This window comes from Vibrio sp. nBUS_14 (assembly GCF_051201655.1).
Classification (GTDB): domain Bacteria; phylum Pseudomonadota; class Gammaproteobacteria; order Enterobacterales; family Vibrionaceae; genus Vibrio.
In genome coordinates this window covers 958,508-973,674 of record NZ_CP179206.1, presented here as the reverse complement: position 1 = coordinate 973,674, position 15,167 = coordinate 958,508, and the positions used below count along the sequence as shown (strand labels likewise).

Sequence of the window (15,167 nt, the reverse complement as noted above, 5' to 3'; positions counted from 1 at the left end):
TTTCTTCGATTTTAAATAGCCTAAAATCTAGCTAACCATGTATAATTTTTATAATTACCCATTATTTTGATAGTATTGCCACTTAGCATATAGCGTACAAGTAGGAACCTGTTTTGAAAGAAAAGATACTAATAGTGGAAGATAGTCGAACATTCAGAAACTACCTGTACCAGCAATTTAAAAATGAAGGCTACGATGTTGAGACAGCTGAATCTGTGGCAGAAGCTCAAGTTATTCTAGAACAAGAAACAAATTTTTTATGCGCGGTCTTAGATTACTGCTTACCTGATGGTCAAGATGGCGAAATTATTGATTTGGTACTCAGCTATCAGCAGAAAGTCATTGTACTAACACGTATATTCAACAATACACTTAGAGAAGAAGTTCTCGCTAAAGGCGTCATTGATTACATCCTAAAAGACAACTTTTCACCTGTAAGCTATTTGCTGCCATTAGTGAAAAGGATTTCAAATAATCGAAATCACAAAGCTCTAGTTGTTGACGATTCCACAGTCGTACGACGATATATCGTTCAACTCCTTGAACACCAATATATTCAAACCATCGAGGCAGAAGACGGAGTGCACGCATTGGCAGTACTCCGTGAAAACAACGATATCACTTTTGTTGTGACCGATCATGATATGCCAAACAAAGATGGTATTTCAATGACTCACGAGATCCGCAAGTATCATGATCGTAACCAGCTCGCAATTCTTGGGCTTTCTGGCAGTGACGACCGTACCTTGACTGCCCGCTTTCTGAAAGCTGGCGCCAATGATTTCCTTTACAAACCTTTCAATCAGGAAGAATTTTTCTGCCGTATTCACCAAATACTTGATATGAAAGAGGCTACCAGTGAACTACTTCGCCATGCCAACGAGGATACCCTCACTGGACTATGGAACCGTCGTTACTTGTTCAACCAACTCCCTACAATTTCCCAAAACAGAAGCATTGCAATGATGGATATTGACTTATTTAAAAAAGTAAACGATACCTATGGGCATGATGCTGGCGATGCTGTATTGATTGAAGTTGGAAAAATAATTAAGAAATACTTTAAAAACGATCTAACCGTTCGTTTTGGCGGTGAAGAGTTTTGTATTCTATCAAGTGGCCCATTCGCTCAATTTGTCGAAGCATTAGAGTCTATGAGAAGCGCTATTGAACACTATGAAATTTGGCATAATTCAAACAGTATTAAAGTAAGCGTAAGTATTGGGGCTACTGATCTACAGGCTTCAATAGATAAGCAGATCAAAGCAGCAGATGAATTGCTCTATACCGCAAAGCAACAAGGAAAGAACCAAGTCATATTCGCTCGTAATAACTTTAAACTAGACAGCAAACAACCAAACTAAATTTGGACTGAGTGACGCTCCCACTAAATTATCACTAGCAAGAACAAGAACAAGAACAAGTAACTTCCCCAAATAAACAAACCATTCAATAGCTTAAACTAAAACTTTTTTCATTTGGGGAGGTGTTAGGCTCTAACTCATCATATAAGTTAAGCGATACGATCTTTACTCCAAGCCGCTTCTTTTTCTTGACGCTCAGCCAGTTTCTCAACTCTGTAAGCTTCGCGTGCTTCGCGCTTTTTACGCGCATCACAAGGTTCTGGGCAATTACAGACTTTGTCGATACCGACAGCACCTAAACCGCCACAACTACCTTTCACAACTTTCTTTTGGACAATATAACCAATCGACATTGCTGTGATCACGGCAAGAAAAACACCAAATGTAATCAGAAATGTATTCATAATTCTCTCGCTTACCTTATTTACCTAAGTATGGCTTAAATGCTTCTGAAGCAATTTCTTTAAAGCCATCTGCTGTTTTTACCACCATGAACACAGGAATGTTATGTTGGTTCGCGACTTCCAGTCCTTTTTCTTCACCTAAGACCATAAGGCCTGTAGATAATCCATCTGCAGTCATTGAAGACGGGTTTAAAACGGTTACAGAAACCACTTTATGATGAAGCGGCTTGCCTGTTTCTGGGTTGATGATATGTGAGTAACGAACACCATCACGCTCGAAATAGTTGCGATAGTCACCAGAGGTTGCAATCGCCATATCCCCCGGTTCGATGATCTCTTGAATAGTGCGCTCATCTACACTTGGTTTCTCAATCGCTATGCGCCAACCTACATTGTCACGGTTCAGACCTTTCAAGCGAATTTCACCGCCAATTTCAACCATGTAGTTATGAATGCCAATTGAATCAAGGTAGTCAGCTACAACGTCAACACCCCAACCTTTTGCAATTGTCGAAAGATCGACATACAGGTTTGGTAGATCTTTACTGAGTTTATTACCTTTAATACTTAGATGGTGAATCCCCACCTTCGCTTTACGAGCAGCAAGCTCTTCGTCTGTTGGAACAACTTCTGGACGTGCTTCAGGGCCAAACCCCCACAAGTTAACTAAAGGACCAACGGTAACATCCAACGCACCTTCAGTAAGAGCGTTCAAACGAATCGCTTCTTTCACTACAATCGCTGTTTGCTCAGAAACTTCAAATGCGTCTGCACCTTTGTGCTTATTAAAACGGCTTAGCTCTGAGTCTTCACGGTAAGTCGACATCTGATCGTTTACTTCTTCAAGTAAGCGATCAATCTCGGTGTGGATCTCTTTAGACTCGGGGAACTCATCACCATTGATGTATTTAATATTGTAGCTAGTACCCATCGTTGGGCCACTTAAATGCACTTGCTCAATCGGCTTTTCACAGCCAGCAAGAAAAATCAAAGAAGTTAATGCAACAAGCCAAATTCTCACTTGCTTACTCCTGTTTAATGTTGAGGATTTATATAAGGAAAAATAAGAGTAAATATAGGTTTTAAAGATACCTTACTCTTTCTTATATAAGCCAGTATGTTATCAAAACGAGCTTTAGAAAAACAAATGGCTGACTCGTAGGAGTCAGCCATAATATCAATCACTTAAATGGATTAACCACCGAAGTCATCTAGTAGGATGTTTTCATCTTCTACACCAAGATCTTTCAGCATGCCGATAACAGCCGCGTTCATCATTGGTGGACCACACATGTAGTACTCACAGTCTTCAGGAGCTTCATGATCCTTCAGGTAGTTTTCGTACAGTACGTTGTGGATGAAACCTGTGTAACCGTCCCAGTTATCCTCAGGTTGAGGATCAGACAGAGCACAGTGCCACACGAAGTTTTCGTTTGCAGCCGCTAGGCCGTCGAAGTCTTCAATGTAGAACATTTCACGCTTAGAACGTGCACCGTACCAGTAAGACATCTTACGAGTAGAGTTAAGACGCTTAAGTTGGTCGAAGATATGTGAACGCATTGGCGCCATACCAGCACCACCACCGATGAATACCATTTCATTGTCTGTGTCTTTAGCAAAGAACTCACCAAATGGACCAGAAATAGTACATTTGTCGCCTTCTTTAAGAGACCAGATGTATGAAGACATCACACCAGGAGCTACGTCAGGATTGTTTGGCGGCGGAGTTGCGATACGCACGTTAAGCTTGATGATGCCTTTCTCTTCTGGGTATGAAGCCATAGAGTAAGCGCGGATCGAATGCTCTTTAACGATAGACTCGTAACGGAACAAGTTGAACTTATCCCAGTCACCACGGTATTCGTCAGGAATATCGTAATCTGCGTATTTCACGTGATGTGGTTCAGCTTCAATCTGAATGTAACCACCGGCACGGAAAGGTACTTCTTCGCCTTCAGGGATAGCAAGTGCTAACTCTTTGATGAAAGTAGCTTCGTTATCGTTAGAGATAACAGTACATTCCCACTTCTTAACACCAAAGATGTCTTCGTCTAGCTCAATCTCCATGTCAGTTTTCATAGCAACTTGACATGCAAGACGTTCGCCTTCACGAGCTTCGCCTTTTGTAATGTGATCAAGTTCTGTAGGTAGGATATCGCCACCGCCAGACTTAACTTTTACACGACACTGACCACAAGAGCCACCGCCACCACAAGCAGAAGATACGAAGATGCCTGCACCAGCAAGAGCACCAAGTAGCTTACTACCAGGTTGAGTAACGATCGCCTTCTCAGGGTCGCCGTTTACAGCAATAGTGATGTCACCTGATGGTACCAGCTTAGATTTAGCGAAAAGAATCACTAATACTAGAGCCAATACAATAATGGTAAACATCGCTACGCCAAGAATAATGCTTTGCATTTGTTATTCCTTATTACTGGGTGCTTACCCTACAGTTGAACACCAGAGAAAGACATAAAGCCTAACGCCATCAAACCAACAGTAATGAACGTGATACCAAGGCCACGTAGACCTGGAGGTACGTCAGAGTACTTCATCTTCTCACGGATACCCGCAAGAGCAACGATAGCTAACATCCAACCCACACCAGAACCGAAACCGTAAACAACAGATTCAGCAAAGTTGTAGTCACGAGTTACCATGAAAGATACACCACCGAAGATTGCACAGTTAACTGTGATCAGAGGAAGGAAGATACCTAGTGCGTTGTACAAAGGTGGGAAGAAACGATCTAGAACCATCTCTAGGATTTGTACAAGTGCAGCGATAACACCGATGAATGCGATGAAGTTAAGGAAACTTAAATCGACACCGGCAACAAGTGCATTTTCTTTTAGGATGTGTGTGTAAACAAGGTTGTTTACAGGAACGGCGATTGTAAGTACTACAACGACCGCAACACCAAGACCAAAAGAAGTTTTAACTTTCTTAGAAACCGCGAGGAATGTACACATACCTAGGAAGAAAGAAAGCGCCATGTTTTCGATGAAAATCGATTTAACTAGCAGACTAATATAATGTTCCATGACTACCTTACCCCTTCGCTTCTACTTGTTCTGGTTTGAACACACGAATTGTCCAAATCAAGAAACCAATTAGGAAGAATGCAGAAGGTGCTAGAAGCATCAAGCCGTTAGGCTGATACCAACCACCATTGCTCACTAGAGGTAGTACTTCCATACCAAATAGTTTGCCAGAGCCTAGAAGCTCACGGAAGAAACCAACAGTGATAAGAACGAAACCGTAACCAAGACCATTACCAATACCATCAATAAAAGATGGGATTGGAGCAGACTTCATTGCGAATGCTTCAGCACGACCCATTACAATACAGTTAGTAATGATTAGGCCAACGAATACAGATAGCTGTTTAGAGATATCGTATAGGTATGCTTTGAGCACTTGGTCTACCACGATTACTAACGATGCGATAATTGCCATCTGAACGATGATACGCACACTATTAGGAATGTGATTACGGATTAAAGAAACGAAGAAGTTAGACAGAGCAGTAACGAACATTACCGCGATAGTCATAACAAATGCTGTTTCTAGCTTAGTGGTTACCGCAAGAGCAGAACACACGCCAAGAACCTGTAGCGCGATTGGGTTGTTATCCAACACCGGCGCTAAGATGCTCTTTTTAATTTCTTTTGCACTAGACATTAGTTCAGACCTCCGTCACGAACTTTTGCTAGGAACGGACCAAAGCCCATATCACCTAACCAGAAGTCAAATGTATGTTGAACGCCAACGCTGGTTAGTGTAGCACCAGAAAGACCATCAACACCGTGCTCAGAGCCTTGAGGAGCGCCACCTTTAACAACCTTGATAGCAGGTTTGTGGTTTTCGTCGAATAATTTCTTACCAACGAATTGTGCACGCCAAGTTGGGTTCTCAACTTCACCACCAAGTCCAGGAGTTTCACCTTGCTCGTAGTAAGTGATACCAGAAACTGTGTTGCCATCAGTTTCTACCGCAACGAATGCGTACATCATTGACCATAGACCGTTACCGTGAACAGGGATGATAACTTTAGTCGTCTCTGCACCATCTTTCACAAGATATACAGTACCCGTGTTAGCACGACGAATGATCTTAGCTATGTCATCTTCAGCTGAAAGCTTGATTGACTGATCTAGATCTTTTGCCGCTTTACGTTGGTCATACGCAGCGGCATCACCGTCAACGAAATCGCCAGTAGCGAAATCAACTAGACGAGGTTCGATGTTCTCTGCGTACAGTGCTGGAATATCGCCTGCAAGCTCAATACCCGCAACGTCTAGGATCTTAGTTTGCTGATCCAGAACTGCGTTAGCTTGTTGCTTAGGTTTAAGAACAACTGCAGCTGTTGAAACGATGATTGAGCACACTAGGCTCAATGCGATAACAACAAACAGCGTCTTTTTAATGCTATCGTTATTACTTGCCATAGCGCGCTAGTCTCCGCTTAATGTTCTTCTCGATTACAACGTGGTCAAACAGAGGGGCAAATAAGTTTGCGAATAAAATCGCAAGCATCATGCCTTCTGGGTATGCAGGGTTAACTACACGAATCATTACACACATTGCGCCGATTAAGATGCCGTAAAACCACTTACCTTTGCTGGTAAATGAAGCTGATACTGGGTCTGTCGCCATGAAGAACATACCGAACGCGAAGCCACCTAGAACTAGGTGCCAGTGCCAAGGCATGCTGAACATTGCGTTAGTATCAGAACCGATCACGTTGAATAGCGTAGACACAGCAATCATACCGATCATTACACCAGCAATGATGCGCCATGAAGCGATACGCATGTAAACGATCATCGCTGCACCAATCATAAGTGCAAGAGTCGATACTTCACCGATAGAACCTGGGATGTTACCAATGAATGCGTCCATCCAAGTGATTGCTTCACCAGATGTTACGTTCATTAGTGCGCTACCACCGCCTTGAGCCCATTGGCTAAGAGCAGTTGCACCAGAGAAACCGTCTGCGGCAGTCCAAACTACGTCACCTGAAATCTGTGCAGGGTATGCAAAGAACAGGAACGCACGGCCAGCAAGTGCAGGGTTCAGGAAGTTACGACCAGTACCACCGAAGATCTCTTTCGCAACAACAACACCGAAGGTAATACCCAGTGCTGCTTGCCATAGAGGAAGTGTTGGCGGAACGATAAGCGCAAATAAGATAGAAGTAACAAAGAAACCTTCGTTGACTTCGTGCTTGCGCACCATGCAGAACAGAACTTCCCAGAAACCACCAACGATAAATACCGTTGCATAGATAGGTAGGAAGTATGTCGCACCAAGTAACATCTTGCTGCCAACACCAGCATCGGGTCCTAAGGAGGCGCCAAGCATTTCGGTTAGCCAGTAGTGCCAGTTACCATCGATAACAGAAACTAATTCAGCGCCTGCGTACATATGGTTAAGTGCAGCGATAGCTTGGCCACCCGCGTTGTACATACCCCAGAACATTGCTGGGAATACCGCGAACCAAACCATGATCATGATACGTTTTAAATCAACGCTATCACGAACGTGTGAGCTTTTCTTTGTAATAAGACCTGGTGTGTAGAACACTGTCGCTGCTGCTTCGTAAAGCGCAAACCACTTCTCGTGTTTACCACCTGGCTCAAAATGATGCTCAATGTCTTCAAGAAACGTTTTAAGGCCCATGAAAATTACCCTTCCTTCTCGATCTTATCTAGGCATTCACGAAGTAGTTGACCGTACTCGTATTTACCTGGACATACAAAGGTACACAATGCTACATCTTCTTCGTCAAGCTCTAACGCACCTAGTGCTTGAGCACTATCAACGTCGCCTGCACACAAATCACGAAGCAGCAATGTAGGTTCCATATCTAGAGGCATTACGCGCTCGTAATTACCGATTGGAACCATTGAACGGTCACTACCGTTCGTTGTCGTTGTCATGTTAAACAACTGACCTTTGAAAAAGTGACCAAGATATGAACGAGTAATAGAGAACTTGTTCTTACCAGGCATAGCCCAGCCGAATAGCTCTTTATCACGACCTTCACGTAGAACAGAAACTTGCTGATGGTAACGACCAAGGTAAGCATGTGAATCTGTGGCTTCAGTACCCGTAAGTACAGAACCAGAAATCACACGAACTTCACCTGGCATTAACTCGCTGTCTGTCAACTCTTCAAGGCTTGCACCCAGTTGAGTACGAACTAGACGAGGGTTGTTCACCACTGGACCAGCCAGAGAAACAACACGCTCAGAGTAAATCTCACCAGTAAGGAAAAGCTTACCGAATGCGATAACATCTTGATAGTTAATGCTCCACGCTACATTTTGTGCATTTACCGGGTATAGGTAATGCATATGCGTGCCTGCAAGGCCTGCAGGGTGTGGGCCATCAAAAACATGTTCTTCAACGTTAGACTGAGCTGAACGAGGTAAGCTAGTACCTTTTTTACAAACGTACACTTTACCGTTAGTCAGAATTGACAGAAGATCTAAACCAGCAACGAAAGCATCAGACTGCTCGTTAATGATTAATTCTGGCTCAGCTGCTAGCGGATTAGTATCCATAGCAGTTACGAAAATAGCCTGAGTTTCAGAATCAATGGCTGGAACCTTGCTGAACGGACGAGTTCGCAAAGCGGTCCATGCGCCAGACTCAACTAATTGAGCTTTAACCGTTTCACGGTCAAGGCCTACTAGTTGGTTAGCTTCATAGCTATTGAACGTGATTTGCTCATTGCCTGCTACTTCAATCACTACTGATTGAAGAACACGCTTAGCACCACGGTTCACTTCAATAACTTTACCGCTTGCTGGAGAAGTAAATACAACACCTGGGTTCTTTTTATCTGCAAAAAGAACTTGGCCTTTCTTCACTTCATCACCAACGCGAGCATGCATCGTAGGACGCATACCAACGTACTCTTCGCCAAGCAAGGCGACTTTAGTGATGGACTTACCATCATTAATCACCTGGGATGGAGTTCCTGCGATAGGAAGATCCAAACCCTTCTTTATTGTAATCATACGCACTTGCACTACTTTATCGGGAAAAAGATTCTTTTAATTGCGTAAATTCAGGACGTTTTATTCCGCCCTTAGACACGACATTACAGTGTCCGGTTTCGGTAGATTTGAGATACCAAAATCGCAACATTATCTTAATAAATTCATCACACTAATTATATGAGATTTATCAGGTGCCGTATTCTAGCATTTTTTGACAACTTGATGCCATGACCAATAACTTGAATACGGCCTTTATTTGGTGAGATTTGAAGCATATGGACTCTCAAATATGTATAAATTTGACGAGCCGCACAGATAAAATGGCTTTTGAATCGTGTTTTAAACAAGAGATTAATACTCTGTCACAAACTAATATTTTACGAGTTATGTTGAAACACTGTTAATAAAAACATTACTCATTGTAGGTGATTCTGACAGCTCAATTTGACATCAATCTGAGTGATATAAAACCTAAAAACACATGGCTTTGATGACAAAAGAGGCGGCATACCACCTCTCTTTATCTGTATTGAATCTATTACTTGCCACCGCCCATACACATAGGGCTGTCTGGCACGTTATCTAGCTGCTTCATCCATTCATCTTTTGTATAGGTATGAATGGATAGCGCGTGAATATTATTCGCCAGTTCTTCTGAAAGTGCTTTATTTACCGCTCGATGACGAGCAATAAGACGCAAACCTTCAAACACATCGCTGACAACAATCACTTTAAAATGACTCTCAGAACCAGCCGGAACATTGTGCATATAGCTCTCATTCACCACGTTTAAATGACTTGGTGAAAACTCATTGTGCAATTTTGTTTCGATAACTTCTTGGATCATTGTGATTCCTTAAATAGCGTATTAGCATTATCTGTCGCTCCAGTATAAACCCTAACTAACCGACTGTCTGAGTATTTCATCGCTGACTCGAGGAGTTTAGTCGAGTTTTTTATATCTTGTTCAGGCTGCATTTGAGAGAATATCTTTGTTATTCCTTACATAAGTATCTCAAGCAATGAAAACTGAACTTACCCTTCACGATAGAATTTTAACCCTAAATCGTTTCCCCAACCGTTCAAATGAAACCCTTCAAGCTTGGGATGCCGGCGACGAATACCTGATTAGCTATGTTGAAGAGATGAATCTTGAACCTGGTAAACACATACTGATTATGAACGACAGTTTTGGCGCCCTATCCGCTTGGTTCTCGAAAGACCATGATGTGACCATGATGAGTGACTCTTTCATTTCTCATCGCGGAACGCTAAAAAACTTACAGCGCAATCAGAGCAACCGTGTGAACTTTTTAAACACAATGGATGATATCCCACACGGTATCGACCTTGTGATCATGCAATTGCCAAAAACCAACCGCCACCTAATATGGCAATTGAGTCAATTGCGCCAAGCATTGCCTGAAGGCTGCCAAGTAATTGGTGTGAATAAAGTAAAAGAGATCCACACTTCAACACTGAACCTGTTTGAAAAGTATCTGGGTGAAACCAAAACATCACTGGCGAAGAAAAAGCACCGCTTGGTGTTCTCCTCTCCAAACTGTCAGCCTATTCACAAAGTTGAACCATTCGTTGAGTGGGACGTGGATGGTGAAGATATCCGCCTGAAAAATTTACCAAATGTTTACTCAGGGGAAGCACTCGATCAAGGCGCTCGTTATATGCTAGAGCACATCCCTCAAGACCCTGAGCTACGTCATATCATCGACTTAGGCTGTGGTAACGGGGTATTGAGTGTAAAAGCCGGGCAATTGAACCCACAAGCTCGTATCACCTGTGTGGATGAAAGCTTTATGGCGGTGGAATCGGCGCGCCAAAACGTCAAGGATAACCTTGGTGAAGAAGGTAACTTCCAGTTCATCGCCAACAACTGTTTAGATGGCTTCAAGAAGAACAGCACTTACTTAGTTATGTGTAATCCTCCGTTCCACCAGCAACAAGCGATTACAGACCACATCGCATGGCAAATGTTCTGTGATGCAAAGCATGTTCTTAGCAACGGAGGTAAATTAATTGTTATTGGTAACCGACACCTCGGATACGATGTCAAACTAGCAAGATTATTTGGTGAAGCTAACGTCGAAACGCTTGAATTAAACCAAAAATTTGAGATATTACAGGCAACAAGAGAGCCTGCTAATTTTAATAAATAGGCAGTAGACTGCTTCATAAGAATTTAAGATACCGAGCTTCTGGTGTGAATTTAGAAAGGATAAAGGAATGAAAAAACTGATTTTGGCTGCTTCTATCATGGCTCTGACTGCCTGTTCAGCCCCTCAGCAAGAACAGATCAACGTAATGCCAGAAGCTTCACTAAGCTCAAGCAATATCGTTCAAGACAAAACATACACACTAACGAGCAAAGATGTTCGTGCCGCTCAGTATGTAGCCTTGGTTGATAGTGGCCGTTCAAATATCCAGCCGATTCACGCGAAACAGAACATGCGTATTTCTCTAGAGGACGCATTAGCAAAACAACTGGGCTCTCAAGGTTTCCGTGCAAGTGTAAACAGTGAGAACTCAATTGTTTTAGAGATTCAAGAAGCACTTGTTACCGTAGAACACACCATTATGGAAAACCAAATGGACGGTAAAGTCACACTTGAAGTCACGGCTGAAACACCTGAAGGTAAGCTCGTGAAAACATTCAACGGTACAGCAACTCGTACTGGTGCATTAAGCGCTTCAAACGACGACATCTCAATGGTTCTAAACGATGTGATCAACTTGGTTCTTACTGAAATCGCGAACGATCCTGAACTACAAAACTACATGAAGGAACGTTTCTAATGAGCCGTATTCTAACTTCTATCGCATTAATGCTGGTTAGCGTGAGCGTTTGGGCTACCCCTAAAGTAAACGTAGAGACAACATTAGGCGACTTCACCATCGAGCTAAACCAAGAGCAAGCACCGATTAGTGTGGCTAACTTCCTAAAATACGTTGAAGATGGCAGCTACGAAGGCACCATCTTCCACCGGGTTATTCCTGGATTTATGGCGCAAGGTGGCGGCTTTGATCAAGACATGAATCAACAAGCGACTTATGCTCCGATCAAAAATGAAGGCAGTAACGGTCTAAAAAATGATACAGCAACGATCGCAATGGCTCGCACTAACGCGCCAGATTCTGCAACTCGTCAGTTCTTTATCAACTTTTCTGATAACGATTTCTTGAATGCAAAAGGTGGCAACCCTGGCTACGCTGTTTTTGGCACGGTGACTGAGGGTTTTGATGTTGTACAAAAGATGGCTACCATCCCGACCAAGCGAATGGGTCGTATGTCAGATATCCCATCAGACCCTATCATCATCAACAAAGTAACACTTCTTAAGTAATCTCATACAGCGCCCTTAACCTCTTAAGGGCGTTTTTCTATACAAGGACGCCCCATGTCATCTGGCACTCCCTCTCTTTCTTGGATGCAGACCTTTCGTAGCTACCTAGATAAACGTCTACTTTGGGTGTTTATGCTGGGTTGTTCGAGTGGCTTTCCTTGGGTTCTTATCGGCTCTAACATGTCTGGCTGGCTTAAAGATGCTGGCTTAACTCGTGCTGCGATCGGTTATTTCGGTAGTGTATTTGCCGTCTATGCCATTAACTTTTTATGGGCACCATTGGTAGACCGAGTAAAACTGCCGGTGCTTCACGCAATACTCGGCCAACGACGCAGTTGGATATTCCTATGCCAAAGCTTCGTATTGGTCTGCACACTCTTCATCGCCGGCGTCAACCCAGCCAATGATTTGATGTTCACCTCGATGCTAGCACTAGGGATCGCGATTGCTTCATCGACTCAAGATATCGCGATTGATGCCTTCCGGATTGATACTTTTCCAAAATCAGACACATCTAAACTTCCCCAAGCTTCCGCAATGGCTGTTATTGGTTGGTGGACAGGTTACTCACTACCAGGTTACCTAGCCTTCGTTAACGCTGATTCTATTGGATGGAATGGGGTGTATTACGGCATGGCTGGTATTGTCGCTATTCTAATGCTATTCACATTACTCGTTGGGGAACCTAAAACTCGACGTGATAGCTTACAAGCAGAAGCAGAGCTTCGCCATAGTAAAATGGTGGGCAATCCTGTTGTTGTTTGGCTTACAGTTACAGTCGCAGAACCTTTTATTGACTTCTTCAAGCGTAGTGGTTTCAGAGTCGCTTTAACCTTAATACTATTCGTCTTCCTATTTAAGATAGGTGAAGCCTTCTTAGGAAGAATGTCGATCACCTTCTATAAAGAAGTCGGATTCTCAAATGAACAAATCGGTTACTACTCAAAATTAATTGGTTGGGGACTCACCATGCTATTCACATTAATTGGTAGTATGGTTAACGTAAAATTCGGCATAGTTCGAGGGTTAATGATCGGCGGTATAGCGATGGCAGCCAGTAATTTAATGTTTGCATGGATTGCTCATGTGGGCCCGAATGAGCAGCTATTTCTTGCAACTCTTATGGTTGATAATTTTACTGCTGCTTTTTCAACGGTGGCCTTCGTTTCATTTCTTACCATGGTAACTGGTCAAGCTTTCTCTGCAACGCAATATGCTTTGCTTGCCTCTTTAGGGAATTTAGGACGTACAACACTGGCCTCCTTCAGTGGTGAGCTGGTTGACTACCTCAATGATTGGTCAACCTTCTTTATAGTTACTGCACTCATGGTGATTCCAAGTTTGATCATGCTCTACTCGTTACGCCACTTTTTCACGGATTTGCTAGAAAAAGCCAAAACCAACCAAGAGTAATAGAAAGAGGGTAACATCGCGCTACCCTCTCTTTTTTACTGTCAGTCACTCTAGGAACACAATCAGTCCGTCGTATCACCCGCGATTAAGTGAAAACCGACGTCCATCGAATCATCAATCACCACCATTTGATTCAACACTCCATTAGCTAATGGTTGTCGCTACAGAATCCACCTCGACAATAGATGATTAGCCAGTAATAAGAATGTCACAGAGCAAGTTCCCGCTGTGAAAAAAACCGTTCACGCAATCTTTGAGTTTCGTACAAATAACTGTCTCAAGAGTTCTGTGACAGAAAAAGCAACCATGTTCAAATTCCAGACGACTCATCACGTCAGTCGTTCATCAATTGATTCCACCACCATTACGAAGTTGATTAAAAATAGATCAGGAAGTGGGTTATATGAGGAGAGATCTATCCGCTTTTAGTGAGAAAATCACATACAAAGGAATACTGTTGATTTTGATATGCATATCACTCTATTTAGTAGAATCGTTTGCTTAGCACAGTATTTCACCGATTTATCCACAAAACAATCCAATTCCACAAAATCAATAGAATTAGAGATGCATCAAGATGCGCTTACGCATTAAAGTTCCATCCTTTAGATCGTTAATGTGATCAACCTCACCATAATAATTATAGTTTTCACTCTTTCTCACTTTTAATTGAGAACAAAATCGCTATTATGCTCGGCATTCGGACATCATAAACACGCACGGATTAGCGGGTTAATTATTTCAAACATAGAGAGTTCCATTATGCGTAAATCACTTTTAACTCTTGGCCTACTTGCAGCAGCTTCTGCTCCAGTAATGGCGGCTGATTATTCTGACGGCGACATCCACAAGAACGATTACAAGTGGATGCAGTTCAACCTTATGGGTGCATTCAACGAAAAGCCTGGTAACTCTAGCCATGATTATATGGAAATGGAATTTGGCGGTCGTTCAGGAATCTTCGACCTATATGGCTATGTTGATGTATTTAACCTACTTTCGGATCCAGGTAGCGATAAAGCAGACAGCCAAGCAAAAATGTTCATGAAGTTTGCTCCACGTATGTCTCTTGACGGCCTAACTGGTAAAGATCTGTCTTTCGGTCCAGTTCAAGAGCTTTATGTAGCTTCTGAAATCACTTGGGACGGCGTTAACACAACTGACACTACTTTTGGTGTTAACCAACAAAAAATCGGTCTAGGTTCTGACGTAATGGTTCCATGGTTTGGCAAAATGGGTCTAAACCTTTACAGCACATACGATTCAAACAACAAAGACTGGAACGGTTTCCAAATTTCAACTAACTGGTTCAAGCCTTTCTTCTTCTTCGAAAACGGTTCATTCATCTCTTACCAAGGTTACATTGATTGGCAATTTGCGATGGAAGACGAGTACAGCGCAGAAAGCAGCGGCGGCGCAATGTTTAACGGTATCTACTGGCACTCAGACCGTTATGCTGTGGGTTACGGCCTAAAAGCATACGAAACTGTTTACGGCTTAGAAGATGGCGGTTTCGCTGGTCGTACTTCAGGTGTAGGTCACTACCTAGCAGTAACTTACAAGTTCTAATCGAACTTCTAAGAAAATTTCCTAAATGGCACCCTCGGGTGC

General features: G+C 42.7%; 15 protein-coding genes. 6 read left to right on the top strand and 9 right to left on the bottom strand.

The features are described from left to right. Positions 1 to 113: 113 nt before the first annotated feature. On the top strand, positions 114 to 1,364 hold the full coding sequence (locus ACMAZD_RS04430) for a diguanylate cyclase (protein WP_435248719.1): 1,251 nt from the start codon (positions 114 to 116) through the stop codon (positions 1,362 to 1,364). A gap of 149 nt (positions 1,365 to 1,513) precedes the next feature. Here ACMAZD_RS04430 and nqrM read toward each other — a convergent pair whose 3' ends face one another. The 9 genes from nqrM to bolA all read right to left on the bottom strand — a co-directional run bounded on the left by nqrM (position 1,514) and on the right by bolA (position 9,631). Next, positions 1,514 to 1,768 (bottom strand): (Na+)-NQR maturation NqrM, encoded by a 255-nt coding sequence (nqrM, locus tag ACMAZD_RS04425; protein ID WP_017104444.1) that lies wholly within the window; start codon positions 1,766 to 1,768, stop codon positions 1,514 to 1,516. A gap of 16 nt (positions 1,769 to 1,784) precedes the next feature. Further along, on the bottom strand, positions 1,785 to 2,789 hold the full coding sequence (locus ACMAZD_RS04420; RefSeq protein ID WP_435248718.1) for an FAD:protein FMN transferase: 1,005 nt from the start codon (positions 2,787 to 2,789) through the stop codon (positions 1,785 to 1,787). 173 nt (positions 2,790 to 2,962) lie between these two features. Continuing rightward, positions 2,963 to 4,189 carry an NADH:ubiquinone reductase (Na(+)-transporting) subunit F gene (nqrF, locus tag ACMAZD_RS04415; protein ID WP_004735212.1) on the bottom strand — a complete coding sequence of 409 codons (1,227 nt, stop codon included), beginning with the start codon at positions 4,187 to 4,189 and terminating at the stop codon, positions 2,963 to 2,965. Positions 4,190 to 4,218: 29 nt separating this feature from the next. Next, positions 4,219 to 4,815, bottom strand: coding sequence for an NADH:ubiquinone reductase (Na(+)-transporting) subunit E (nqrE, locus tag ACMAZD_RS04410; protein WP_004735211.1), 597 nt, complete (start codon positions 4,813 to 4,815; stop codon positions 4,219 to 4,221). 7 nt (positions 4,816 to 4,822) lie between these two features. After that, complete coding sequence (locus tag ACMAZD_RS04405) at positions 4,823 to 5,455, bottom strand: NADH:ubiquinone reductase (Na(+)-transporting) subunit D (RefSeq protein WP_435248717.1); 633 nt, start codon at positions 5,453 to 5,455, stop codon at positions 4,823 to 4,825. After that, a complete protein-coding gene (locus ACMAZD_RS04400) occupies positions 5,455 to 6,222 on the bottom strand; it encodes a Na(+)-translocating NADH-quinone reductase subunit C (protein WP_017104447.1) in 768 nt (255 codons plus the stop codon). The genes ACMAZD_RS04405 and ACMAZD_RS04400 overlap by 1 nt, the downstream gene beginning before the upstream one ends. Then, entirely contained in the window at positions 6,212 to 7,456 is a 1,245-nt protein-coding gene (locus ACMAZD_RS04395) for an NADH:ubiquinone reductase (Na(+)-transporting) subunit B (protein ID WP_017104448.1), read from the bottom strand. The genes ACMAZD_RS04400 and ACMAZD_RS04395 overlap by 11 nt, the downstream gene beginning before the upstream one ends. Before the next feature lie 5 nt (positions 7,457 to 7,461). After that, positions 7,462 to 8,802, bottom strand: coding sequence for a Na(+)-translocating NADH-quinone reductase subunit A (locus ACMAZD_RS04390; protein ID WP_435248716.1), 1,341 nt, complete (start codon positions 8,800 to 8,802; stop codon positions 7,462 to 7,464). A gap of 520 nt (positions 8,803 to 9,322) precedes the next feature. Further along, on the bottom strand, positions 9,323 to 9,631 hold the full coding sequence (gene bolA, locus ACMAZD_RS04385) for a transcriptional regulator BolA (RefSeq protein ID WP_017064186.1): 309 nt from the start codon (positions 9,629 to 9,631) through the stop codon (positions 9,323 to 9,325). Positions 9,632 to 9,806: 175 nt separating this feature from the next. Between bolA and ACMAZD_RS04380 the strand changes: the two genes are divergently transcribed. The 5 genes from ACMAZD_RS04380 to ACMAZD_RS04360 all read left to right on the top strand — a co-directional run bounded on the left by ACMAZD_RS04380 (position 9,807) and on the right by ACMAZD_RS04360 (position 15,125). Continuing rightward, positions 9,807 to 10,958 (top strand): methyltransferase, encoded by a 1,152-nt coding sequence (locus ACMAZD_RS04380; protein ID WP_435248715.1) that lies wholly within the window; start codon positions 9,807 to 9,809, stop codon positions 10,956 to 10,958. Positions 10,959 to 11,025: 67 nt separating this feature from the next. Then, positions 11,026 to 11,595, top strand: a complete 570-nt coding sequence (locus ACMAZD_RS04375; protein WP_435248714.1) for a YajG family lipoprotein — start codon at positions 11,026 to 11,028, stop codon at positions 11,593 to 11,595. After that, positions 11,595 to 12,143: a peptidylprolyl isomerase gene (locus tag ACMAZD_RS04370; protein WP_435248713.1), complete on the top strand. Its 549-nt coding sequence runs from the start codon at positions 11,595 to 11,597 to the stop codon at positions 12,141 to 12,143. The genes ACMAZD_RS04375 and ACMAZD_RS04370 overlap by 1 nt, the downstream gene beginning before the upstream one ends. 54 nt (positions 12,144 to 12,197) lie before the next feature. After that, on the top strand, positions 12,198 to 13,556 hold the full coding sequence (locus ACMAZD_RS04365) for an AmpG family muropeptide MFS transporter (RefSeq protein WP_435248712.1): 1,359 nt from the start codon (positions 12,198 to 12,200) through the stop codon (positions 13,554 to 13,556). Positions 13,557 to 14,318: 762 nt separating this feature from the next. Then, positions 14,319 to 15,125, top strand: a complete 807-nt coding sequence (locus tag ACMAZD_RS04360) for an outer membrane protein OmpK (RefSeq protein WP_435248711.1) — start codon at positions 14,319 to 14,321, stop codon at positions 15,123 to 15,125. Positions 15,126 to 15,167 lie beyond the last annotated feature (42 nt).

Coding starts and splice junctions, on each gene's coding strand:
- nqrM (WP_017104444.1), bottom strand. CDS start 1,768: ATGAATACATTTCTGATTACATTTGGTGTTTTTCTTGCCGTGATCACA.
- nqrF (WP_004735212.1), bottom strand. CDS start 4,189: ATGCAAAGCATTATTCTTGGCGTAGCGATGTTTACCATTATTGTATTG.
- nqrE (WP_004735211.1), bottom strand. CDS start 4,815: ATGGAACATTATATTAGTCTGCTAGTTAAATCGATTTTCATCGAAAAC.
- ACMAZD_RS04405 (WP_435248717.1), bottom strand. CDS start 5,455: ATGTCTAGTGCAAAAGAAATTAAAAAGAGCATCTTAGCGCCGGTGTTG.
- ACMAZD_RS04400 (WP_017104447.1), bottom strand. CDS start 6,222: ATGGCAAGTAATAACGATAGCATTAAAAAGACGCTGTTTGTTGTTATC.
- ACMAZD_RS04395 (WP_017104448.1), bottom strand. CDS start 7,456: ATGGGCCTTAAAACGTTTCTTGAAGACATTGAGCATCATTTTGAGCCA.
- ACMAZD_RS04390 (WP_435248716.1), bottom strand. CDS start 8,802: ATGATTACAATAAAGAAGGGTTTGGATCTTCCTATCGCAGGAACTCCA.
- bolA (WP_017064186.1), bottom strand. CDS start 9,631: ATGATCCAAGAAGTTATCGAAACAAAATTGCACAATGAGTTTTCACCA.
- ACMAZD_RS04380 (WP_435248715.1), top strand. CDS start 9,807: ATGAAAACTGAACTTACCCTTCACGATAGAATTTTAACCCTAAATCGT.
- ACMAZD_RS04375 (WP_435248714.1), top strand. CDS start 11,026: ATGAAAAAACTGATTTTGGCTGCTTCTATCATGGCTCTGACTGCCTGT.
- ACMAZD_RS04370 (WP_435248713.1), top strand. CDS start 11,595: ATGAGCCGTATTCTAACTTCTATCGCATTAATGCTGGTTAGCGTGAGC.
- ACMAZD_RS04365 (WP_435248712.1), top strand. CDS start 12,198: ATGTCATCTGGCACTCCCTCTCTTTCTTGGATGCAGACCTTTCGTAGC.
- ACMAZD_RS04360 (WP_435248711.1), top strand. CDS start 14,319: ATGCGTAAATCACTTTTAACTCTTGGCCTACTTGCAGCAGCTTCTGCT.